This window comes from Ramlibacter rhizophilus (assembly GCF_004681965.1).
Classification (GTDB): domain Bacteria; phylum Pseudomonadota; class Gammaproteobacteria; order Burkholderiales; family Burkholderiaceae_C; genus Ramlibacter; species Ramlibacter rhizophilus.
This window is the reverse complement of the sequence record NZ_SMLL01000004.1, coordinates 313,317-334,830: the sequence shown is the minus strand read 5'-3', so window position 1 is coordinate 334,830 and position 21,514 is coordinate 313,317. Positions and strand designations below refer to the sequence as shown.

Below are 21,514 nucleotides of genomic sequence, written 5' to 3'. Positions count from 1 at the left end.
ACTTGTAGGAGAGCTCACGACACGTTCTGCAAGCGAACTCCCCGTCACATTCGTACAGGACCGCAACCCGCCGTCCACATTCCAGGCTCGGGCACTGCCACCAGAGGCGCCGCCCACCGAAGTGGCAGCTCGTTATCAATACGTTGACCAGGGATTCAAGCGGGAAGCAGGTGAGAGAGGGTGACCACGTCCGAACGGTCGCCTGGTAGCTCACGCGCAGTTCAACTAGGACGCGTATCTGCCCTGCCCGCCCACGTTCACGAGTTACCTCGAGTGTTGTGCCCGGTGTGCCAAAACCCGACCGACAAAGCTGACGTATATCCAACTTCGTGCACTGATTTGTGAGCTGTCTCGTTTTCATGCGATGCGAAATCAATAGGAAAATCAACAGAACCGCCTCTACCCACAATTGACCCTTCTCACCAGCTTGTAGCGAGTGGCCTGCTTACCCACCCCTTTTTTGACGACGGTCAGGACTCCGTCCAGCGTTAAAGCCTTCAACATCAGCGCGGCGTACTTGAAATCCACCCCCAAGATGACACCGGCTGTTCTGACGGACAAGAAGAACGGTTGGTCACCGTGAGCATCTTGCAGCGCTGCGCAGACGTGGATCAGTTGTTTGTCGCGACCTATGTAACCGCGAGAGGCGAGGTCGTCGGGTAGCGGTGCTTCGAAGTCGACCCCCTTCAACAACTCCGCAAGACCGCGTCCGGGGGGGAACTTCACGCGAGTCCAGGCGTACTCGAACTCCGCCCAGGAGACCGAGAATTCTTTAGTCGCGATAAACGGCGATGCCATGCGATACCAGACCTGGACGACGGCACGGCGCTGTTCCTGCGTGGCATGCGGCATAGCTGCCTTCACAAGTCGAGCGAGATCAAAAAGTCGCCGGTTGCGCTCGCCCTCGCCAGAAGGGAGGGTGTGCGCCACCTGGTCCACAGAGAGACACGGAGAAAACTGAGATGGCAGAGAGGTGGAAAGCAACTCCCGGGGGGGATTGCTTCTGTTCTCCTCTGTACTCTTCTGTGGAGTCTCCGCTTGAGTGAGTAGCTCGTTCAGGCCCTGCAGCGGGGCTAAGGGCCCGTTTTTCCAGTGACGCCCGGTCACTGTTAGGTAGCGGCCGCTTGCGTAGGCCTCGAATCGCACCCCTTCAAGAACTCCTTTGAAGGAGCCGTTCAGCTCTGCGCGGCCAAACGCCCGCAGTCCGGTGTTAGAGGGACTCCGTTCGATGTAGCCGCACCCGAGCCGCTCGAGTAGCGAGAGCGCGCGCTCGTCTGGTTGATCGCCTACAACGCACTTGTCGAGGTCTAGGCCGACAATGCCGTCGCCGTTCAAGGCGAATCCAACCCCCAGGTATCCTCCCTCGGAATATGCAGTTTGCGCCTGCTCAAATGTCGACCAATACGTTGGGTCGGTGACGTCAGCCTTGCTTTTGATGGCCGTTGCCAAGTACGGCACTTTCGCGCCGCGCCACACGAGCCATCGCGCCAGCTCTTTCAGCTCGGGCGGAATCCCTGGGAAGTTCGGCGGCAGTACTTGACCCGGTGCGTAAATCATGTGTGAGACCTTTGGATAGTCCGACCCTGGTAGCAGCCGACCTCGTCGCGCGGGCTGGGTCTTTCGGATGCTCTCGCCTGCAGTACGCGGGAGAAGCTGCACGGCCCGAGTCGGGTCCAAAGAAAAGCGGAAACTAAATCTGCAGAGTCGCCAGCTTCTCGCGCTGCGCGTCGCGCTTTCACTAAGCTACTTCGCGGTGCGCTTCATGCGATCTATGCGCTCCCGCAGTGGTTCGGCCTTCGTGACCTGGCGTGGCATGTTCGCAATTGCTTGCTCCAGTTCCGCCCGCGCCCAGCGAAGCAGTCTCGGCCCTAGGACGATCGGTTTTGGGCACCAGTCCTGATCTCGCAAGTCTTGGAACTTGCGATGACTTACGCCAAGCGCCTGTGCGGCCTCCTGCTCCGTTAGCAGCAGCAGTGGAACACTCTCCCGCACTGCACCGATACCTCGCCGGACATACGCGTCGACTGAGGAAGCCTGGCCGCAGGCACCACTTCTGCCACATTCACTCGAGCGCGTCATCGCTGCGCCTCTGCCGAGTGCTTGTTGCGCCTGTACATCCAGTCCACCACGGCACCCAGGCTGTGAAATGCTCGCGTCCCGACCTTGCAAAAGACCGGCCCTTCACCGCGGTGGCGCCACGTGGCGACGATCTCCACCGCCGTGTCGGCAAGTAGGGCGAGGTCTTCGTCAGTGATGCAGCCAAGACCGGCGGCAAGCTCGGACGATCGTTGTGCCTCATTTGCTCCATCCTCTCACCTTCCTGATGTATGCCCGCGCGTGCATGCGGTGCGGAAAGGATCAGAGCCAGTGCAGCCTTTGTCACCGGCAAAATCTTCGGGTTTCTGTCGTCGAACTTGAGAGGGGCGGCAACCGCATCTTCATTGCCTGAGTGAATCGTGGGATCGATGGGTTGAGACCGACAGCGATTTCGGCAGCCGTCCTGGTGCAAGCAACTTGTGCGCGAGCGGGTGCGGCCAGTTGAAATACCACGAGCGCTGCCCAGCCTGGGCGCAACTGCAGTAATGGTGCGCGGCGTGGCGGTCCGTGATGTACGTTCTGCCGCTGCTGAACAAGACATACAGCGCGTCAGCAACGCGCGCTTGCCCCTACATTCCGGCCCTTGGAGAGCAGGCGGTCAGGTTAGTCGCCGCGATACCGCATGGCCTCAAGTCCATACGGCCATCGATCTTCTGCTTTCACCATTTTCCGCGCACGGGCTAGACGCCTTTCAATTGTTCTTCTTTCAAGATGGAACATACGCTCCAATTCGCGGAGCGTGTCCTCGCGGGATAGCTGCTGGCGGACGAAGTCGTGCACGTCGAGCAATACGACAAGGTCTTCATAAGGAACTTGCGGCCGACCCGAGCTGCCTTTGCGCTGGCACTTTTCAAGGACTTCCGAAAGCCGAGCATCGCGCGTTGTGAACGACACAATCGCGCGAACAGCTGCTTCCGCGAAATTTCGGTCAACAAGCATGTGCTGCATGACTGCAAATAGCAGCAAGGAAGGCTGCCGGAACCATGCGGATCCAGGCTGCTCATCACTTTCGAGCTCAGTACCGCGACCGACGTAGTAGTAGAGAGGCATAGCTAAGAGTCACCTGACAAAAGAAAGCGCGCCCAAGATTCCATTAGAGTTCGCCGTTCGGTCGTGAACTGCGCCCGGTTGTAGGCGGCTTTTACCCGATCCGCTTCCTTGTGCGCCAAGCATGCCTCGATTACGTCAGGGCGTGCCGCACCGGTGTCGTATGCCCAGGTGGAGAACGTCGCCCGACACAACCCGTGAACCGTTGTTTGAGCGCGTGCGCTCAGACGGTCCAGCGTCGCGAGTAGCGCCATGTTGGACATAGGCTTGCCTGGCTTTGTGGGAGAAGGAAACAGCAGCGCTGTATCCAGACCGCGTTGTCCAAGCACGATCTCTCGCACGTCCTCCGAGAGGTGGACTACGTGAGCTTCCCCAGCCTTCATGCGCTCGGCTGGAATCGTCCACGTGTTCTCGACCAAATCGAACTCGCTCCATTCGGCGCCGAGCACCTCCGATGTGCGCGCAGCTGTGAGCAATGCCAGTTCCAAACAACGCGCCGAGACTCCTTGCGTCTTCCTTAGCTTAGCCATCAGCGTCGGCGCCTCGCGGTATTCGAGCGCCCTGAGTTGTCTTGATCGCCTCGCGGGGAGCACCTCCCGCATCTTGCGCCGGATTGCAGCCGCCGGATTGCTCGTGCAATGACCGTGAAAGATCGCATCCTCGAAGATCGCGTCCAGCCGCTGTCGGATGCGATTGAGTGTCTCAGGCACTGTGCTGCCGGTGACGTTCCGGGCCCGCTCATGGGGGCGCACGGTTTGGAGTGCTGCTAGAAGCGCCGCCGGCGTAATCTCTGCGATGGGCTTGTGCCAAGTGTCCAACAGCATGTGGTTCTCCAGAGAAGCCAACCATTGCGCTGCATGCTTGCTTGACAGCCGAGGCTCAATGACGCGCTCGTGATATTCACGAGCGGCTCGGCAGAGGGTAAGGTGCTGGCGCTTTTGCTTTGCCCTTGCTGCCTCCTCCGCATCGCGGGCAGCTGCACGCTGGTGATCCCGCTCGGTAATGGGGTCACGACCTTCCTGCACCTGATCGCGCGCTTCACGTGCCAACTTGCGAGCAAGTGCGAGGCTGCCGCCTGCGTCCGCTGAGCTGCTCCGCCTAGCAGCGCCCAACCCCATCTCGCGCCGTCGCCCCGCCGGTGAGGTGTACCGAAGAACCCAGCTGGACGATACGCCGCGCACGCGCAGCATGAGCCCTCCCCCGTCTGAGTGATCTCCTTCGCCCGCCGATTGCACCTGCCGAACCGTGAGCAGATGCAGCTTGGCTGTCCTGCCATTGAGCTTCATGTCAATCCCTTCACAGCATTCCAGTCCGCCAGACATTCCGCCAGAAGCCGCCGACTGCTCTGTGCGCGTTAGCGCGCGCTGAGTGCGTGTTGAGAAAGTCTGCTAGGGGAAAAAAATGCAGTCAAATCAATGACTTAGGATTTTTCTCCTGCGCGTTAACAGCGGCTCAGTGCGTGTTAACGGTGGAGTATCCTGGCGGAGCAGGAGGGATTCGAACCCTCGATACGGTGAAACCGTATACCGGATTTCGAGTCCGGCGCATTCGACCACTCTGCCACCGCTCCTGATGTGATGGTTTCGCTGTGGTGCGAAGCCGGCGATTGTAGCGGATGCAAGCAGGCGTCCGGAGGGCTCGGCAGCGCGGCGCCGCGGGTCTACGATCCGTGCCCCGCCCTGTCCTGGAGACCTCCATGAAGCAGATCGAAGCCTACCTCTTCTTCAACGGCAACTGCGAGGAAGCGCTCGAGTTCTACAAGCGCTGCCTCGGCGGTGAGATCACCACGCTGATGCGCTACGAAGGCACGCCCATGGATAACGGGCAGCTGCCGCCCGGCTGGAAGCAGAAGGTGATGCATTCCACCTTCGAGAGCGAAGGCGCCCGGTTCATGGCCAGCGACGGCATGCCCGGGCAGCCGGCGCCGAGCTACGGCGGGTTCGCGATGTCCGTGTTCGTGCCGGGCGATGCCGCGAACGCCCGCAAGGCCTTCGAGGCGCTCAGCGAAGGCGGCAAGGTGACCATGCCCTTCGAGCCGCCCTTCTGGGGCGGGCACTTCGGCATGCTCACCGACCGGTTCGGCATCCCCTGGATGGTGTCCTCGGAGCATTGAGCATCGACGGGCGCGCGCCGGTTCCGGCGCAGCGCTGCCGCGCGGCGCTCAGCCCCCGATCCGCTCCATCCCGCCCATGTAGGAGCGCAGCACCTCCGGCACGGTGATGCTGCCGTCCGCGTTCTGGTAGTTCTCGATGACGGCCACCAGCGCACGGCCGACGGCCAGGCCCGAGCCGTTGAGCGTGTGCACCAGTTCGTTCTTGCCCTGGGCGTTCTTGAAGCGCGCCTGCAGGCGGCGGGCCTGGAAGGCTTCGCAGTTGGAGACGGAGCTGATCTCGCGGTAGGTGCCCTGCGCGGGCAGCCACACTTCCAGGTCGTAGGTCTTGGCGGCGCCAAAGCCCATGTCGCCGGTGCACAAAAGCATGACGCGGTAGGGCAGGCCCAGCTGCTGCAGCACGGCTTCGGCGTGGCCGGTCATTTCCTCCAGGGCCTGGTCGCTCTGCTCGGGGTGGACGATCTGCACCATCTCCACCTTGTCGAACTGGTGCTGGCGGATCATGCCGCGCGTGTCGCGGCCGGCGCTGCCCGCTTCCGAGCGGAAGCAGGGCGTGTGCGCCGTGAGCCGGATGGGAAGCTGCGCCTGCGCAACGACTTCGCCGCGCACGAAGTTCGTGAGCGAGACCTCGCTGGTGGGAATGAGGTACAGCGCCGCGTCCTCGCTGGCCACCTCGCCTTCCTGGCCGCCCTTCTTGGCGGCGAACAGGTCGGCCTCGAACTTGGGCAGCTGCCCGGTGCCGCGCAGGGTCTCGGCATTGACGATGTAGGGCGTGTAGCACTCGGTGTAGCCATGCGCCTGGGTCTGCAGGTCCAGCATGAACTGCGCGAGCGCGCGGTGCAGGCGTGCGATGGATCCCTTCATCACAGTGAAGCGCGCACCGGCGAGCTTGATGCCGGTCTCGAAGTCCAGCCCCAGGGGCTCGCCCAGTTCCACGTGGTCACGCACGTTGAAGTCGAAGTCGCGCGGGGTGCCCCAGCTTCGCACCTGCACGTTGCCCTCTTCGCCCTCTCCCACGGGCACGCTCTCGTGCGGCAGGTTGGGCACGGCCAGTAGCAGCTCCTGCAGCTCGGGTTGCAGTTGTTCCAGGCGCGCGGCGCTGCGCTCCAGTTCGTCCTTGATGCTCGCCACCTGCGCCATCACTTCGTCGGCGCTCTCGCCCTTGGCCTTGAGCTGGCCGATCTGCTTGGACAGCTGGTTGCGCTGCGCCTGCAGCTCCTCGGTACGGGTCTGCAGGACCTTGCGCTCGGCCTCCAGGCGACGGAAGGCCTCCACGTCCAGGAAGGGCTGCGGGCTCTTGCGCGCCTCCAGGCGGCGAACGACGGCGTCGAGGTCCTTGCGAAGCAGGCTGATGTCAAGCATCGGGCGATTCTAGGTGGGCCGCCCGCTCCGCTTGATGAGCTCCTACCGCCCCGTAGGCGGGGCCGCACAGCCAGGCGTGGGCACGGCCTGCATCCCGCACGCTCCGGTCTGCCTAGCCTGAAGGCTCTCGAGTATTCCTTTAAGGAGAGCGATATGAACAAGGATCAAGTCAAGGGCCGCGTGGACGAGATGGCCGGCAAGGCGCAGAAGAACCTGGGCGACGCGACGGGAAGCCACGAGCACGAAGCCAAGGGCATGGCCCGCGAGGCCAAGGGCAAGGTGCAGAAGAACTGGGGTGATGCCAAGGACGACGCCCAGAAGTCCACCGAGCATCGCACCGACACCCACACGGACACCACGCACCGCAAGGGCGGCGTGTAAAGGTCCCGCTTCGGGGCGCCTAGTTCCGCAGGCGCCCCATCACCTCGCGCGCCAGCGAGGCCAGCAGCCCGGCCAGTTCGCCGGGCGCTTTCACGTCCGGAGGCTGGCTTCGCAGCCGTTGCCACAGGGCGTGCAGCTGGGGCCGGCGTCGCTCCACGCAGGCCACCACTTCGGACCGCCACGCGGCAGGCACGGCTTCAGGGCCGCTGCCTGCGTCGCTGTCCGCGTCGCCGCGCATGACCACGGCCAGGTACTGCAGCAGGCTCATCTCGCACAGGGCCTGCAGCATGGGCTCGCTCAGTTGCACCAGCGTGCCCCCGCCGGGTGCGGCGCGGTTCTTCAGGGCCGCGGCGACGAAGGCCGCGCCCCCGCCCACCAAGGCGCCCAGCGCCGCACCGGCGCCCAGGCTCAGGCCGCCGGTGATGAGGTCGATGCCCACGCCGGCCGCAGCGCCGCTGGCCGCGCCCGCCATGCCGGCCTGCGGCGCATCGACCGACTGCCGCACCACGAAGCGGTCCGTGCGCCAGGCCGCGGCGTCCTGCGCCGGGGCCGGCGGCAGGCCATGCAGCCGGCGCAGCTGGGTCATGCTGCGCGCCTGGGACTGCGCCAGTCGCTGCATCAGGCCCGCCATGGCTTCCTCGCGCGCCTGCACGCCGGCTTCGCGCTCACCGGCGTCGACGATGCGGCGCCAGCCCAGGGGACCGGAAGCGACCGTCTGCACGTCGGCGGCCGCCTGCTGCAGCGGCTCGGCCAGCAACGTCATGGCCTGCTGCAGCCGGTCTTCGTGCCGCGTGCGCCAGGTCGCGAAGAGGCGCTGCGCCCCGGCGGCCTTGTGCTGCGGCAGATGCCGCGCGATGGCTTCGCGCAGGGGCTCTTCCCAGGCCCACACGCCCATGCTGGCGTGCAGGGGCAGGCATTCGAAGGGCAGGCGCGCGGTGTCGGCCGTCGCGCACACGGAGGCTTCCTGCGCCGGGTCCGCCAGCAGGAGGATCACCGGCCGGGGCAAGGCATGCAGGTGCGGCAGGATGGTCTCCAGTTCCTGCGAAGTGCCCAGCGCCACCAGCCACAGGTCGGCCAGCGGGCGCGGCACCGTGAGGGCCGCGCGGGCCGGCGGCTCCCACCAGGCCTGCAGGCGGGCGAGCCAGCGCGCGGGGGAGCGCGCGGCGGCCGGCACGGTGGCCGCGGCGCTCGCCGCGCCCGTGGAACTCGGGGCCTCGGCGATGCGGGGCGCCTCCTTCACCGCTTCCGAGGCCGGTGCGTCCAGCGCGGGCACGAATTCACCGGCCAGCAGCTCGTCGCCGCGGTCGGTGCGGATCGGGGCCGCGGCCGCCTCCGGCGCGCCGGGTGACAGGGAGGCTTCGGCCCACAGGCGCCGCAGGCGCTCGCGCAGCGGTGGCTCGGCAGCGGCCCAGACGATGGCCACCCGTGCCGGGCTCACGCGCGCGAGCACCTGCGTGAAGTAGGGCTCGTTCAGGTCGATCTGCAAGCTGCGCGCGAGCCAGCGCCGGCGCGCGCCGGCATAGAGCGCGAGCAGCGTGCGCGGCAGCACCACCAGCAGGCCCAGCAGCCCCAGGTACAGCGCGATCCAGTGCCGCGCCTCGGCCTGCCCCACCGCCACGCCCGAGCGGAAATGCAGGCGCTCCAGCTCCGCAAGCGTGAAGCCCTCCAGCGGCAGCACCGCCACCACCGGCGCGAAGAGGACGGACAGCAGCGCATGCACCTGAGGCAGGTCCAGCAGCGTGCTCTCCCAGCCCACGCGGTACTCGCGCACCAGGCCGCCCAGCACGATGGACAGGCCCACCCCCACGGCCCAGGCCGCTGAGGACACGTGCAGGATGCGCGCCACGCGCCAACCCTCCAGGGGGCCGGCGATGCGCCACCACTGCGCGTGAAAGCGCGTGAAGACATCGGCGCGTACGCGCCGCCCGCGCGGTTCGCTGCGGTGCCCCAGCAGCTCGCGCAGCAAGGCGGCGAGCCCGCCCGGGCCGCTGCTGCGGCGGCGACGGTTCCACAGCGGCCGCAGCAGCAGGCCGAGGTAGATCAGCAGGTTCCAGAACAGGAAGGCCAGCAGCGGCGGCGACAGCAGGTTGACCTGGGCGGGGTTGTCGATGCGTTCCAGGCCCGCGCCCAATGCCAGGGCCAGCAGCGGCAGGCCCCAGCCGAGCCAGCGTTGCCAGGGCTCGGCATGCTCCAGCGAGGCCAGGCGCGGGTCGCGGCGGCGCACGATGTCGATCAGCCGCCGCGCCCGTTCGTCCAGGTAGGGCCCCGGCTCGGGCGCCTGCGCGGGCTGCGCGCCCGCGACCGCATGCAAGGCCTCGCGCTCCAGCTGCTCGCGCTCGACGGCGCTGACGAAGCGGCCTTCCGTGTCCGACTCGTCCACCGCCTGCGCCAGCAGCAGGCGCCGGGCGCAGCCGGCATCGACGACGAGGAGCGTGTCCGAGGCCTCGCGCACCCGCATCAGGCTCCGGGCGCGGCCGGCAGCTTCAGTCCCTTGGGCAGGGGGAACTTCACGGTCTCCTGGATGCCGTCCATGCGGCGCACCGAGACCCCGCCCAGGCTGCGGATGCGCGCCACCAGGGCCTGCACCAGCACCTCCGGCGCGGACGCCCCGGCCGTGAGGCCCACGCGGGCCTTGCCCTCCAGCCACTCGGGGCGCAGCTCGTCGGCGTTGTCCACCATGTAGGCGGGAACACCGCGCTTGCGCGCGACCTCGGCCAGGCGGTTGCTGTTGGAGCTGGTGGGGCTGCCCACCACCAGCACCACGTCCACCTCGGCCGAGAGCAGCTTCACGGCGTCCTGCCGGTTCTGCGTGGCATAGCAGATGTCCTGCTGCTTGGGCTGGCGCACCTGCGGAAAGCGCGTCCTGATGGCCGCCATGATCTCGGCCGCGTCGTCCACGCTGAGCGTGGTCTGCGTGACGACGGCCAGGCGCTCGGTCTGGCGCGGCTGCACGCGCGCGACGTCGGCCACGTCCTCCACCAGGTGAATGCCCTCGTCGAGCTGGCCCATGGTGCCTTCCACCTCGGGGTGGCCCTTGTGGCCGATCATGAGGAACTCGTAGCCCTCGCGCGCGAGCTTGGCCACTTCCACGTGCACCTTGGTGACCAGCGGGCACGTGGCGTCGAATACCTCGAAGCCTCGCCCCTGCGCCTCGCGCTCCACTGCCTTGCTCACGCCGTGCGCGGAGAAGACCAGGGTGGCGCCGGGCGGCACCTCGGCCAGGTCCTCGATGAAGACGGCGCCCTTGGACTTGAGGTCGTTGACGACGAAGGTGTTGTGCACGATCTCGTGGCGCACGTACACCGGCGCGCCGAACTTGGCGAGCGCCGCCTCGACGATGTCGATGGCCCGGTCCACGCCGGCGCAGAAGCCCCGGGGTTCGGCCAGCAGCACTTCGGAAGGTGCGCGGTTCTCAGCGCTCATAGCACCCCGATCACGCGCACCTCGAAGGTGACGGGCTGGCCCGCGAGCGGGTGGTTGAAGTCGAACAGCACGGCGTCCGAGCGGCCGTCGCCGTCACCGTCATGACCCACCTGCCGCACGGCGCCGGCGTAGCTGCCCAGGCCGTCGGGCGTGGGGAACTGCACCACGTCGCCGACGCGGTAGTCCTCGTCCGGGTCGCCCATCTTCGCGAGCAGGCTGCGCGCGACCCACTGCACCATCTCCGCGTTGCGCTCGCCGAAGGCCTGGCCCGCCGGGATGTCGAAGGTGGCGTGGGCGCCCTCCTCCAGGCCGATGAGGCGCTCTTCCACGGCGGCCGACAGCTCGCCCGAGCCGAGCGTGAGCGTGGCGGGCTTGCCCGAGAAGGTGTTGATGATGTCCCCGGCCGGGCCGGCCAGCCGGTAGTGCAGCGTGAGGAAGGAGCCCGGGGCGACGCGGGCGCCGGTGGGCGCGGAAATAGGCGCGGAAATGGGCGCGGTGGTGGCCATGGATGTCCCGATAAACTGGCCGCCATTGTAGAAACCCGTCCGCGCCGGCCGGGCCACGAGCGGTAATGGGCCCCGGCTTGCGCCATGAATTCCCATGCCCCTGCACCAGCTGCCGCTCGACGCGCGACCGCGCGAAAAACTCCTCAGCCACGGCGCCGCCGCACTCTCCGACACCGAACTGCTGGCCTTGCTGCTGCGCACCGGCCTGGCCGGCAAGGGCGTTTTCGCCCTCGCCCAGGAGCTGGTGGACGCCTTCGGCGGGCTCTCCGGGCTGCTTCATGCCGGGGCCGAGGACCTGCGCCGCATCAAGGGCCTGGGCGGCACGGCCAAGCGCAGCCAGCTGCTGGCGGTGCTGGAACTCGCCCGCCGCGCCGTGGCCCAGCAGCTGCGCCAGCGCGAGCTCTTCGATTCACCGACGGCGGTGCGGCACTACCTGCAGCTGCACCTGGCGCACCGGCCGCACGAGGTCTTCGCGGTGCTGTTCCTGGATGCGCAGAACCGGCTCATCGTCATGGAAGAGATGTTCCGCGGCACGCTGACCGAAACCAGCGTGTACCCGCGCGAGGTGGTGATCCGCGCGCTGGCGCTGCAGGCGCATGCCGTGGTGCTGGCGCACAACCACCCCAGCGGCTGCGCCCAGCCCTCGCGCGCGGACGAGGCGCTCACCCGCACGCTGCGCGCCGCGCTGGGCCTGGTGGACGTGCAGGTGCTGGACCACTTCATCGTGGCGCCGGGGGTGGCGGTGTCGATGGCGGAGCGGGGGATGGTGTGAGGGCTGGGGGGTGGGCGAATGCCCTTCGACAAGCTCAGGGCGAACGGGAATTTTTGGCTCAGGGCGAAGGGGGACAGGTCCAGGGCGACTCCTATCCCGCAAACCCCTCATCCAGACTCCAGGCCCAGCGCAGCATCGCGTTCCACAGCAGCGTGTTCTGGTCCCCCTTGCGCGCCGTGCGCTCGTACTGCTCGCCGGCACGGTCCGCGATGGCAGGGTCCGGCCGCAGCAGCTCGGCCCCGGTGGACTGGGCGGCCACCTGCACCTCGCAGGCACGCTGCAGCATGTAGTGCTCGGCGAACGCGTCGCCGATGGTGGGCCCGCACACCAGCAGGCCGTGGTTGCGCAGGATCATCACGTTGCTCGTGCCCAGGTGCTCGGCCAGGCGGCCGCACTCATCCCGGTCGAGGGTGATGCCCTCGAAGTCGTGATAGGCCACGCGCCCGGCATAGAACATCGAGTTGAAGCTCAGCGGCAGCAGGCCCTCGCGCTGGCACGAGACCACCTGCCCCGCCGTGGTGTGCGTGTGCATCACGCAGTGCGCGTCCTCGCGCGCGGCATGCACCGCGGCGTGGACGACGAAGCCGGCCGGGTTCACCGGCCAGGGGCTGGGCTCGACCTTGTTGCCGTCCAGGTCGATCTTCACCAGCCGGCTGGCCGTGATCTCACGGTACATCAGCCCGAAGGGGTTGATGAGGAAGTGCGGCGTTCCGGGAACGCGCACGGTGAGGTGGTTGTAGATCAGCTCGTGCCAGCCCAGCTGCGCGAAGAGGCGGTAGGCGGCCGCGAGCTCGCAGCGCACGCGCCATTCCTCCGGTGCGCAGGCCGCGGGACGGCGCTGCGCGAAGCGGGCGTGCAGATCGAGAAGGTCGTCGCTCATCGTGGCTTCAGGCAGACGGCGTGAAACCGATGCTGCGGGCCACGCCGGCCCAGAACTCACTCTCGGCCTTCTGCAGGGCGCCCAACTCGGCGGGCGTGGTCGGCATCGGCTCCATGTAGAGCTTCGCGAGGCTGTCGATCACGTCCTTGTCCGCCAGGCCGCTGCGGATGCTGGCGTTCAGGCGCTGCACCACCTCCTGTGGCGTGCGCGCCGGCACGTAGTAGCCGAACCAGCCGACCACCTGGACGTCCTTGTAGCCCTGCTCGGCGAAGGTGCCGACGTCGGGCGTGAACCGGCCGCGCTGCTTGCCGCTGGTGCCCAGCAGCCTCACCTTGCCGGCCTGGGCCTGCGACATGAATTCCCCCGTCGGCCCGATCACGGCGGCCAGCTGACCGCCGACCATGTCCAGGATGGCGGGCTGCGAACCGCGGAAGGCGATGTGCTGGACCTTCACCTTGCCGGCATCGGCCAGGGCCGCGCCCATGAAGTGCGCGGCCGAGCCGTTGCCCGCCGAGCCGAAGTTCGCCTGCGCCGGATTTGCCTTGGCCCAGGCCAGGAAGTCGGGCACGGTCTTGACCGACGCCGGCACCATCGGGCCGACGGCCAGGGCGTAGTCGAAGCTCACCGCGCCCGAGACGGGCGCGAGGTCGGCCACCGGGTCGTAGGGCAGTTTCTTGAAGGTGTGCGGATGCAGCGCCAGAGGCGAGGCCGGCGTGAGCAGGATGGTGCTGCCGTCGGGCGCGGCGGTGTTCACCGCCTGCACGGCGATCTGGCCGCCCGCGCCGGTCTTGTTCTCGACGATGACGTTGCGGGCGTAGGCCGGCGCCATCCTGTCGGCCACCCGGCGCGCGACCAGGTCGATGGTGCCGCCCGGTGCGAAGCCGATGATGACCTTGGCGGTCTCGGGTGACTGCGCCCAGGCGGAGCGGCCGAAGCCTGCGAGGGCCACGGCGGCAGCGCTTGCGTGGACGAAATGACGGCGTGTGAACATGCGTTCTGTCTCCTGGTGGTTCTTGGGGATGGCGAACTAAAAATGCGAAGCAGCGCCCGGCAGCGGCGATTCCTCAGGCGTCCGTGGCGACCTGCTGCGGCGGCTTGACGACCGCCACCGGCACGGCCGCCTTGGCCGACGCTTGCGCCGCGAGCTCGGCGCCACCAGCTTCTCGAAGGTGCGCCGGAAGTGCGACAGCGCCGCATCGGCGACCACCGCCACCATCGTGAACTCCGGGTCGGCGTCGAGCACCTTCTGCTGCGCCTCGATCAGGTGCTTGTCTTCCATGAAGCCCTCGATGAGGCTCTGGTGCAGCGAGCGCGAGACGTGGTGGTTCTCGCCCTCGAAGTTGTTCAGGCAGGTCCAGAAGAAGTGCGTGGTGCGGCGCGTCTCCGACGTCATGAACTGGCAGTTGCGGTATTCGCGGCTGCCCTCGCGCTTGCCCTTTTCCGAGCCGCTTCCCGCCGGCGAGAACATCGACTCGTCGATCAGCTCGTGGTCCCAGGCGGCCACGTACCAGCAGTTCTTCAGGAACATCGCCAACACTCCTCGCGGACGCGTGGCCCGCCTTGTCTCCAGGGGAATGGGACAATCCTAGGCCGCGCGGGCGGCCCGATAAAGCGGCGCCGCTGTCCGCTGTGTTCCGAAACCTGAACGATGAACTGGGACGACTTCGACGCTTTCTGCCAGGTGGTGGAGCACGGCGGCTTCAGCGCCGCGGCCCGTGTGCTGGAGCGCCCCAAGTCCAGCCTCAGTGCGGCCGTCACGCGCCTGGAGACCGGACTGGGCACGCGCCTGCTGGAGCGCACCACGCGCCAGCTGCGCCTGACCGATGCGGGCGAAACGCTGTACCGGGACATCGCCCGGCCCTTCGCCCAGCTGCGCGAGAGCGCGGTGGATGCGCTGGCCCAGGGCGGGGCCGTGCAGGGCACGCTGCGCGTGGCCGCGCCCTACGAGTTCGGCGCCCACCACCTCGCCTCGGTAGCCTGCCTGGTGATGGCCGCGCACCCGTCGCTGAAGGTGCACATCGACGTGGAGCATGCACGCGTGGCGCTCTTCGAGCGGCAGTACGACATCGTCTTCTCGGCCATCGAGCACAGCTTCGCGCCCTCCACCGTGGTCACGCGCCGCGTGTATTCACTGGAACGTGGCCTCTTCGCCTCGCCCGAGCTGCTCGCGCGCCATGCGCCCCTGGCTTCGCCCGAGTCCCTCGAGCAGCTGCCGCTGCTGGCCGGCGGCGAGGACAGCGCCTGGAGCTTCACCGGACCCGGTGACGCCGACGCTGAAGTGGAAGTGGAGGTGCGCAACCCGCGCCTTCGCAGCGGCAATGCCGGCGTGCGCCTGCAGGCAGCCATCGCCGGACTGGGCGTGGCGCGCATCACGCGCACCTTCTGCGCCCAGGCCGTGGCCGAGCGGCGGTTGGTGTCCGTGCTGCCCGAGTGGCGCTGCATGCCGCTTCGCATCCATGCCCTGCTGCCCGGGCGCAGGCTGGTGCCGGCCAAGGTGCGCGTGTTCCTGGACGCGCTGGAGGAGGAGGCGCACGCGCAGGGGCAGTAGCCGCCCACGGTTTCAGGGCGGCGCGATCAGCCCCATGGCCTCGAAGGCCCGCACCGCCGCCGCGGCGGACTCCGCCCGCGCCTCGATCAGCAGGCGCTCGCTGGTGAGCGCCGTGCGCTGGGCATCGACCACGTCCAGGTAGTTGGTCAGGCCCACGCGGTAGAGCGTCTGCGCCTGCTCCTGCGCGGCGTTGGCGGCCACCGTGCCGCGCCGGGCCGCCGTGATGCGCGCCAGGGCGCCCTCGCGGGCGAGCAGCGCGTCTTCCACCTGGCGCAGCGCGAGCAGCAGCTGCTGCCGGTACCGCAGCTCGGCTTCGCGCAGGCGCGCCTGCGCGAAGCCCACGCCGGCGGCTGCCTCACCGCCATCCAGCAAGGGCGCCTCGACCAGCGCGGCCAGCGTCGCGGCCAGCAGCTCCAGGCCCGCGCCGCCCGTGGCCGCGCCCACCAGCAGCGTGCCGGGAAGGCGAAGTCGCGGGCGCAACGCCACCTCGGCCACCCCCACCTCGGCGGCGGCCGCGACCAGGGCCTGCTGCGCAGCCCGCAGGTCCGGGCGCAGGCGCAGCAGGTCCAGGGGCGCGGCCACCGGCTGCGCGCCTTCCAGCGCCGGCAGCTCGCGCAAGGCTTCGCGTGCCTGCGTGGCTTCGAAGCTCAATCCCGGCGCGACGGGCTGCGGCCGCTCGCCGGCCAGCACCTGCAAGGCCGCGAGCGCCTGGCCGGCGCGCACCGCCGCCGCTGCGAGCGCCGCTTCGGTGACTGCCAGTTCCGCGCGTGCCCGTTCGCGATCGAGCACCGGCGAGATCCCCGCCTCCACCCGCACCGAGGTCACGCGCAGCCCCTCCTGCAGCACCTCGGCCGTGCGGGCCAGCACGCGGTGGTCGTGCAGCGCGAGGCGCCACTCCAGGTAGGCGCGCGCCGCCAGCCCGGCGGCCGCGAGGCGCTGCGCATGGACGAGTTCGCCGGCACGCAGCACGCCGGCTTCTGCGGCCTGCTCGGCCAGGCGCAGCCCGCCCCAGGGGTCCAGGTCCCAGTCCAGGGCGAGGCCGGCGGCCGGCTGCACGCGGCGCTCGCCGGACTCGCGCTGCAGGCGCAGCTCCAGCTCGGCCTGGCCCTGCACGCGCGGGCCGCGCGCGGCCCGCGCCGCGAGCAGCAGGGCGCGTGCCTGGGCGAGCTGCTGCCGCGCGATGGCGATGTCGGTGTTCGCATCCAGGGCCTGCTCCACCCAGCGGGCGAGTTGCGGGTCGTCGAAGCGCCGCCACCAGTGCAGGTCGGCCGGCTCGGGCGCCGGTGCGTCCGCGGCCTGCATGCGAAAGCGCTCCCCGGGTGCGAGCGCGATGTCGGGCGCCTGCACCCGGGCCGGGCCGACGGGCGGCAGGGCGCAGCCGGCCACGAGGAGCAGCGCACCGAGCCCTGCATGCCGGCGCGCCCTCACCCGCCCTCCCCCTGCGCGGCGGCGGCCTCCAGCTCGCGGTCCAGGCGTTCGCCGGCATTGGCCCGCGGCCGCGAGAAGCGCGCCAGCCCGAGGTACAGCACCGGCGCGAGGAACAGGGTGAAGACGGCGGCGAGGGAAAGTCCGCCGAAGATCACCCAGCCGATGGCCGCGCGCGACTCGGCGCCCGCACCGCTTCCGAGCAGCAGCGGCACCGCCCCCAGCACCGTGGAGGCCATGGTCATGGTGATGGGCCGCAGGCGCGTGCGCGCGGCCTCGTGCGCGGCCTCGCGCACGCTGCGCCCGGCATCGCGAAGCTGGTCGGCGAACTCGACCAGCAGGATGCTGTTCTTGGCCATCACGCCCACCAGCAGCAGCAGGCCGATCTGACTGTAGATGTTGACCGAGGTGCCGCTCAGCCACAGCGCGAAGACGGCCGCCGCCAGGCCGAAGGGCACGGTGAGCAGCACCACCGCCGCGCTGGTCACGCCCTCGAACTGCGCCACCAGCACCAGGAAGACCACCAGCAAGGCGATGGCGAAGGTGATGGCCACGTCGCGCCCCGTCTCCTCCAGCGTGGCCGCGTCGCCCCGGAACAGCAGGCCCATGCCCTGCGGCAGTTCGCGCGCGGCGAGCTCGCGCAGCTCGCTCACGGCCTGCTGCAGCGGCATGCCCTCGCGCGTGACGGCGCTCATCTCCACGGCCCGACGCTGTCCCAGGCGGTCCAGCTCCGCCGCGATGGCGGTTTCCTCGAAGCGCACGAACTGGCCGAGCGGCACCAGCGCACCGCCCGCCTCGGGCGAGGCGCGCACCTTCAGCCGCAGCAGGTCCTGCGGGTCGGCGCGCTCGCGTTCGCGGCTTTCCAGCATGACGGGCAGGTTGCGGTCGTTGATCGTGAGCTCCGTCACTTCGGTGCCGCCCACCAGCGCGCGCAGCACGATGTCCAGGCCCTGCACCGGAACGCCCAGCTCGGCGGCGCGCTGCCGGTCCACCTGCACGGCCAGCTGGGGCTGCGTGGCCTGGTAGTCCACCCGCACGTCGCGCAGGCCCGGCAGCTCGGTTTCGATGCGGCGCGCGAAGGCATCGGCCGCCTGCGCGATGCGCGTGTAGTCGTCGCCGGTGACGGCCATCTGGATGCTGCCGTCGCCACCGCCCACGCCCAGGCTGTTGCCGCTGCGGATGCGCACCAGCGCGCCGGGCAGGCCCTCCAGCGCGGCGCGCACGCGCGTGGCCAGCTGGGCCTGCGAGACCTCGCGCTGGTCCCAGGGCACGAGCGGCGCGACGATCTCGGCCCGGTTGAGGTCCCAGCGGCCGGCGATGGTGAAGACGCTCTCCACCAGCCCTTCGCGCACCAGGGGCTGGATGGCCGCCAGGGCGCGCTCCAGCTGCCGGTCCGTGTAGGCCAGGCTCACGCCGTCGGGCCCGTCCAGCCGCACGACCAGCACGCCGCGGTCCTCGGGCGGCGTGAGCTCGCTCGGCAGGCGGGGATACAGGGTGAAGGCCGCGGCCGCCAGCAGCACGCACAGGCCCACCACCCAGGCGCCGTGCCGCAGGCACAGGCCGATCGCGCGGTCGTAGGCGCGAATGGCCGCGTGCCCCGCGGCCGAGGCGCGGCGCCAGACCGGCCCGGGCGCCCGCGCCTCGGGCAGGCGCGAGGCGATCATGGGCCCCATGGACAGCGCGACGAAGGAGGAGATCGCCACCGCGATGGCCATGACGAAGCCGAACTCCGTGAACAGGCGCCCGGCCGTGGACGGCAGGAAGGAGATGGGCACGAACACCGCCACCAGCGTGGCGGTGGTGGCCACCACGGCGAAGAACACCTCGCGCGTGCCCAGCACCGCCGCCGCCCGCGCGCCCAGGCCCATGCCGCGGCGCCGCTGCACGTTCTCCAGCACCACGATGGAGTCGTCCACCACCAGGCCGGTGGCCAGCAGCAGCGCCAGCAGCGTGAGCAGGTTGAGCGAGAAGCCCAGCAGCCAGATGGCGCCGAGGGTGCCGACGAGGGCGATGGGAATGGCCACCGCCGGCACCAGCGTGGCCCGCCACTGGCCGAGGAAGGCGCCCACCACGGCCACCACGATGAGCACCGCGCCGGCCAGGCTCCACAAGACCTCGGAGATGGCGCCCCGGATGAAGACCGCATCGTCGGACACCACCTGGATGCGCAGGTCCGCGTTGTCCCGGTTGATGCGCGCCACCATGGCGCGCACGCCCTCCGAGATGGCGACCGTGTTGGACTGCGCCTGGCGCACGATGCCCAGGCTGATGACGGTGCGGCCGTCCAGCCGCACGTAGGAGGTGGCGTCGGCCGGGGCGTAGAACACCTGCGCCACCTCACCCAGCGCCAGGCCGGGACGCAGGCGCAGGCGCCGCACCTCCTCGGGCGTGGCCACCGAGGCATTGGCGCGCACCAGCAGGTCCTGCTCGGGCGAGCGCAGGCTGCCGGCGGGCACGTCGGCCCGGGCGCTGCGCAGCAGGCCGGCGAGGTCGTCCACCGTGACGCCGTGCGCCGTCATGCGCAGCGGATCGACCCGCACGCGCATGACGCGGCGCCGCTCGCCGAAGGGCGTCACGTCGGCCACGCCGGGCACGGAGACCAGCTCGGGCTCGATGCGGTCCTCCACCACGCGCGAGAGCTCGTCGATGGCCAGGGTGGGGCTGGAGACGGCGAGCTGCATGACCGGCTCGGCGTCGGCGTCGGCCTTGACGATGGTGAGGTTCTCCAGGCCCTCCGGCAGGCTGCCTTCCACCCGGGCGATGGCTTCGCGCACGTCGTTGGCCGCGTCCACCAGGTCCACGCCGGGGTTGAACTCGATGATCACCCGCAGGTTGCCCTCCTCGCTGGCCGAGCGGACCAGCGCGACGCCGGGCACGCGCGCGGCCGCCCCCTCCAGCACGCGCGTGACGTCGGCGTCGAGCGTCTCGGGTGCGGCGCCGGGGTAGTCCGCGCGCACGGCCACGATGGGCCGGTCGATGTTGGGCAGCTCCCGCACCTCCACGCCCATCCAGGCGCCGATGCCCGCGATCACGATCAGCAGGTTGAGCACGACGACCAGCCACGGCCGGCGCACCGCGAGGCTGGGGAGGCCCCCCGCATCGCCGCCGTGCTTCATGGCACGGCCCTGCCCGTGACAGGCCGGGAGCCGGACTCGGGCTCGACCACCTGCACCGCGCGGCCGGGCCGCAGGCGCTGCACGCCTTCGACGATGACCGGCTGGCCCGGCTGCAGCGGCCCGTCCACCAGCACCCGGCCCTGCTCGCGCCCGAGCGAGCGCACCGGCACCTGCTCGGCGCGGCCTTCGCGCACGGTCCAGACATGCGCGCCTTCGCGCCCGTACTGCAGGGCCAGCTCGGGCACGGCCGGGCGCGGCTGCCCCGGCAGCGCGAGCCGCACCTGCAGGGACATGCCCGGGCGCAGCAGGTCCTGCGGGTTCGCGACGGCCGCGCGCAGGCGCAGGTTGCGCGTGCGCTCGTCCACCCGGCTGTCGATCTGCGTGATGCGGCCCTCGAAGCGCCGGCCCGGCCAGGCCGGATGCTCCACGCTCAAAGGCTGCCCCTGGCCCAGGCGGGCGGCGTGCGCCTCCGGCACCTCGAAGCCCACCAGCACCGTGCTGCGGTCATCCAGCGTGGTGATGGGCGTGTCGATCGCGACGCGGTCGCCCGGCTCCACGTCGGTCAGCCCGACCACGCCGCTGAAGGGTGCGCGCAGGGTGCGGTCGGCGACCGCCTCGCGCGCCTGCTGTTCCTCGATGCGCGCCAGGCGCAGCGCGCTCTCGGCCTCGTCGATCAGGCTGCCCGGCACGGCACCGGTGCCGCGCGTGGCCTCGTAGCGCGCGAGCAGCCGCCGGGCCTGTTCGCGCCGGGCCGCGGCCGCGTCCAGCGCGAGCCGCTGCGTGCGGTCCACCAGGCGCAGCAGCACCTGGGCGGCCTCCACCCGCTGGCCCGGCCGGAAGCGCAGCTCGGCCACCTCGCCGGACACGGCCGGATACAAGACCACCGAACGTGCGGCCGCCGCATTGCCCAGCAGCTCCAGCGCCTCGGCGCCGGTAGCCTCGGTGACCTGTTCCAGCACGACCGGCACGGGCGGCGCCTCCTGCTCCATGGCCACGGCCTGCGCGGCGGGCACGGGGCGCGGACGCTGCCACAGGCCGCTGTAGAAAGCCAGGGCCAGCAGCACCAGCACGAGCAGGAGCGAGGCAACGATGAGGACCGGGCGCGAGGGTCGCATGAGGGTGGGCCGAAGGGACGCGGGTCATCTTAGGCGAGCGGGGGTGGGCGTGGGTCGGGGCCCTTAACATCCCGAGTCAGCCAGGAGATTGCTCATGAAAGCCAGGTCGCTCCAGGACCTGCAGGCCATCCAGCGCCACCTTGCCGAGGCGCGCGAGCGACGCGCCGCCGAGGACGCGGCCCGCAAGCAGGCCGAGCAGCGCGCGCAGGCCGAAAAGACCCTGTTCGTCCGCGCGGCCGGGAAAGTGCATCCCCTGCCCGCCCACGGCCGCGTGCTGCTCCAGCCGGACCAGCCGCTGCCCATCGCGGCCCAGCAGCAGCTGGACGAACAGCGCGTGCTGCGCGAGTCCATCAGCGACGAGTTCGACGCCAGCACGCTGCTGGAGGTGGATGAGGCGCTGAGCTTCCGCCGCCCCGGCGTGGGGCCGGACGTCACGCGCAAGCTGCGCCGCGGCGACTGGAGCATCCAGCGCGAGATCGACCTGCACGGCCTGCGCCGCGAGGCGGCCCGCGAAGCGCTGTCGGAGTTCATCCGCGAGGCCTTCCGGCTGGGCCTGCGCTGCGTGCGCGTGGTGCACGGCAAAGGTTTGGGATCGCCCGGCAAGGCACCCGTGCTCAAGGGCAAGGTGCACGGCTGGCTGGTGCAGAAGAACGAGGTGATGGCCTTCGTGCAGGCGCGCGCGGCCGAAGGCGGCGCCGGCGCGCTGGTGGTGCTGCTGCGGGCGGGCTGAAG

The 21,514-nt window shown here is 69.8% G+C and carries 18 protein-coding genes and 1 tRNA gene; 5 read left to right on the top strand and 14 right to left on the bottom strand.

All coding sequences use genetic code 11. The annotated features are described in order from the left end of the window. Positions 1-399 precede the first annotated feature (399 nt). The 4 genes from EZ242_RS11490 to EZ242_RS11475 all read right to left on the bottom strand — a co-directional run bounded on the left by EZ242_RS11490 (position 400) and on the right by EZ242_RS11475 (position 4,714). Positions 400-1,557: a hypothetical protein gene (locus EZ242_RS11490; protein WP_135285299.1), complete on the bottom strand. Its 1,158-nt coding sequence runs from the start codon at positions 1,555-1,557 to the stop codon at positions 400-402. A gap of 1,143 nt (positions 1,558-2,700) precedes the next feature. Then, positions 2,701-3,147: a hypothetical protein gene (locus EZ242_RS11485; protein ID WP_135285298.1), complete on the bottom strand. Its 447-nt coding sequence runs from the start codon at positions 3,145-3,147 to the stop codon at positions 2,701-2,703. Positions 3,148-3,149: 2 nt separating this feature from the next. Continuing rightward, entirely contained in the window at positions 3,150-4,430 is a 1,281-nt protein-coding gene (locus tag EZ242_RS11480; protein ID WP_167784723.1) for a tyrosine-type recombinase/integrase, read from the bottom strand. 193 nt (positions 4,431-4,623) lie between these two features. Continuing rightward, positions 4,624-4,714, bottom strand: a tRNA-Ser gene (locus EZ242_RS11475). 126 nt (positions 4,715-4,840) lie between these two features. Here EZ242_RS11475 and EZ242_RS11470 point away from each other — a divergent pair. Then, positions 4,841-5,257, top strand: coding sequence for a VOC family protein (locus EZ242_RS11470; protein WP_240787057.1), 417 nt, complete (start codon positions 4,841-4,843; stop codon positions 5,255-5,257). A gap of 48 nt (positions 5,258-5,305) precedes the next feature. Here the strand turns inward: EZ242_RS11470 and serS are convergent, their stop codons facing one another. Continuing rightward, positions 5,306-6,616: a serine--tRNA ligase gene (gene serS, locus EZ242_RS11465; protein WP_135285296.1), complete on the bottom strand. Its 1,311-nt coding sequence runs from the start codon at positions 6,614-6,616 to the stop codon at positions 5,306-5,308. 153 nt (positions 6,617-6,769) lie between these two features. Between serS and EZ242_RS11460 the strand changes: the two genes are divergently transcribed. Continuing rightward, positions 6,770-6,997 (top strand): CsbD family protein, encoded by a 228-nt coding sequence (locus EZ242_RS11460; protein ID WP_135285295.1) that lies wholly within the window; start codon positions 6,770-6,772, stop codon positions 6,995-6,997. A 19-nt stretch (positions 6,998-7,016) separates the two neighbouring features. On the opposite strand, the gene EZ242_RS11455 is transcribed toward EZ242_RS11460, so the two are convergent. The 3 genes from EZ242_RS11455 to EZ242_RS11445 are packed head-to-tail and all read right to left on the bottom strand — an operon-like array spanning position 7,017 to position 10,926. Next, a complete protein-coding gene (locus EZ242_RS11455; RefSeq protein ID WP_135285294.1) occupies positions 7,017-9,455 on the bottom strand; it encodes a DUF3482 domain-containing protein in 2,439 nt (812 codons plus the stop codon). Continuing rightward, positions 9,455-10,420, bottom strand: a complete 966-nt coding sequence (gene ispH / locus EZ242_RS11450) for a 4-hydroxy-3-methylbut-2-enyl diphosphate reductase (protein WP_135285293.1) — start codon at positions 10,418-10,420, stop codon at positions 9,455-9,457. The genes EZ242_RS11455 and ispH overlap by 1 nt, the downstream gene beginning before the upstream one ends. Continuing rightward, complete coding sequence (locus EZ242_RS11445) at positions 10,417-10,926, bottom strand: FKBP-type peptidyl-prolyl cis-trans isomerase (RefSeq protein ID WP_135285292.1); 510 nt, start codon at positions 10,924-10,926, stop codon at positions 10,417-10,419. The genes ispH and EZ242_RS11445 overlap by 4 nt, the downstream gene beginning before the upstream one ends. Positions 10,927-11,020: 94 nt before the next feature. On the opposite strand from EZ242_RS11445, the gene radC reads away from it, so the two are divergent. After that, positions 11,021-11,698, top strand: coding sequence for a RadC family protein (radC, locus tag EZ242_RS11440; RefSeq protein ID WP_135285291.1), 678 nt, complete (start codon positions 11,021-11,023; stop codon positions 11,696-11,698). Positions 11,699-11,789: 91 nt separating this feature from the next. Here the strand turns inward: radC and EZ242_RS11435 are convergent, their stop codons facing one another. From EZ242_RS11435 to EZ242_RS11425, 3 genes are read right to left on the bottom strand one after another with little or no spacing between them, the layout of a single operon-like run. Further along, entirely contained in the window at positions 11,790-12,578 is a 789-nt protein-coding gene (locus tag EZ242_RS11435; protein WP_167784722.1) for a class II aldolase/adducin family protein, read from the bottom strand. Between the two features lie 7 nt (positions 12,579-12,585). Beyond that, the gene (locus EZ242_RS11430; RefSeq protein ID WP_135285290.1) at positions 12,586-13,569 is read right to left on the bottom strand and encodes a Bug family tripartite tricarboxylate transporter substrate binding protein; all 984 of its coding nucleotides are present in this window, start codon (positions 13,567-13,569) and stop codon (positions 12,586-12,588) included. Positions 13,570-13,605: 36 nt separating this feature from the next. After that, positions 13,606-14,106 (bottom strand): aromatic ring-hydroxylating oxygenase subunit alpha, encoded by a 501-nt coding sequence (locus tag EZ242_RS11425; protein ID WP_135285289.1) that lies wholly within the window; start codon positions 14,104-14,106, stop codon positions 13,606-13,608. Between the two features lie 120 nt (positions 14,107-14,226). Here EZ242_RS11425 and EZ242_RS11420 point away from each other — a divergent pair, with 120 nt between their 5' ends. Continuing rightward, positions 14,227-15,126, top strand: coding sequence for a LysR family transcriptional regulator (locus EZ242_RS11420; RefSeq protein ID WP_135285288.1), 900 nt, complete (start codon positions 14,227-14,229; stop codon positions 15,124-15,126). Positions 15,127-15,138: 12 nt separating this feature from the next. On the opposite strand, the gene EZ242_RS11415 is transcribed toward EZ242_RS11420, so the two are convergent. The 3 genes from EZ242_RS11415 to EZ242_RS11405 are packed head-to-tail and all read right to left on the bottom strand — an operon-like array spanning position 15,139 to position 20,782. Continuing rightward, complete coding sequence (locus tag EZ242_RS11415) at positions 15,139-16,554, bottom strand: TolC family protein (protein WP_135285287.1); 1,416 nt, start codon at positions 16,552-16,554, stop codon at positions 15,139-15,141. Then, positions 16,551-19,667: an efflux RND transporter permease subunit gene (locus EZ242_RS11410; protein WP_135285286.1), complete on the bottom strand. Its 3,117-nt coding sequence runs from the start codon at positions 19,665-19,667 to the stop codon at positions 16,551-16,553. Before EZ242_RS11410 ends, EZ242_RS11415 begins: the two co-directional genes overlap by 4 nt. Further along, positions 19,664-20,782 (bottom strand): efflux RND transporter periplasmic adaptor subunit, encoded by a 1,119-nt coding sequence (locus tag EZ242_RS11405; protein WP_135285285.1) that lies wholly within the window; start codon positions 20,780-20,782, stop codon positions 19,664-19,666. The genes EZ242_RS11410 and EZ242_RS11405 overlap by 4 nt, the downstream gene beginning before the upstream one ends. A gap of 94 nt (positions 20,783-20,876) precedes the next feature. Between EZ242_RS11405 and EZ242_RS11400 the strand changes: the two genes are divergently transcribed. Beyond that, entirely contained in the window at positions 20,877-21,512 is a 636-nt protein-coding gene (locus EZ242_RS11400; protein ID WP_135285284.1) for a Smr/MutS family protein, read from the top strand. Positions 21,513-21,514: the final 2 nt, after the last annotated feature.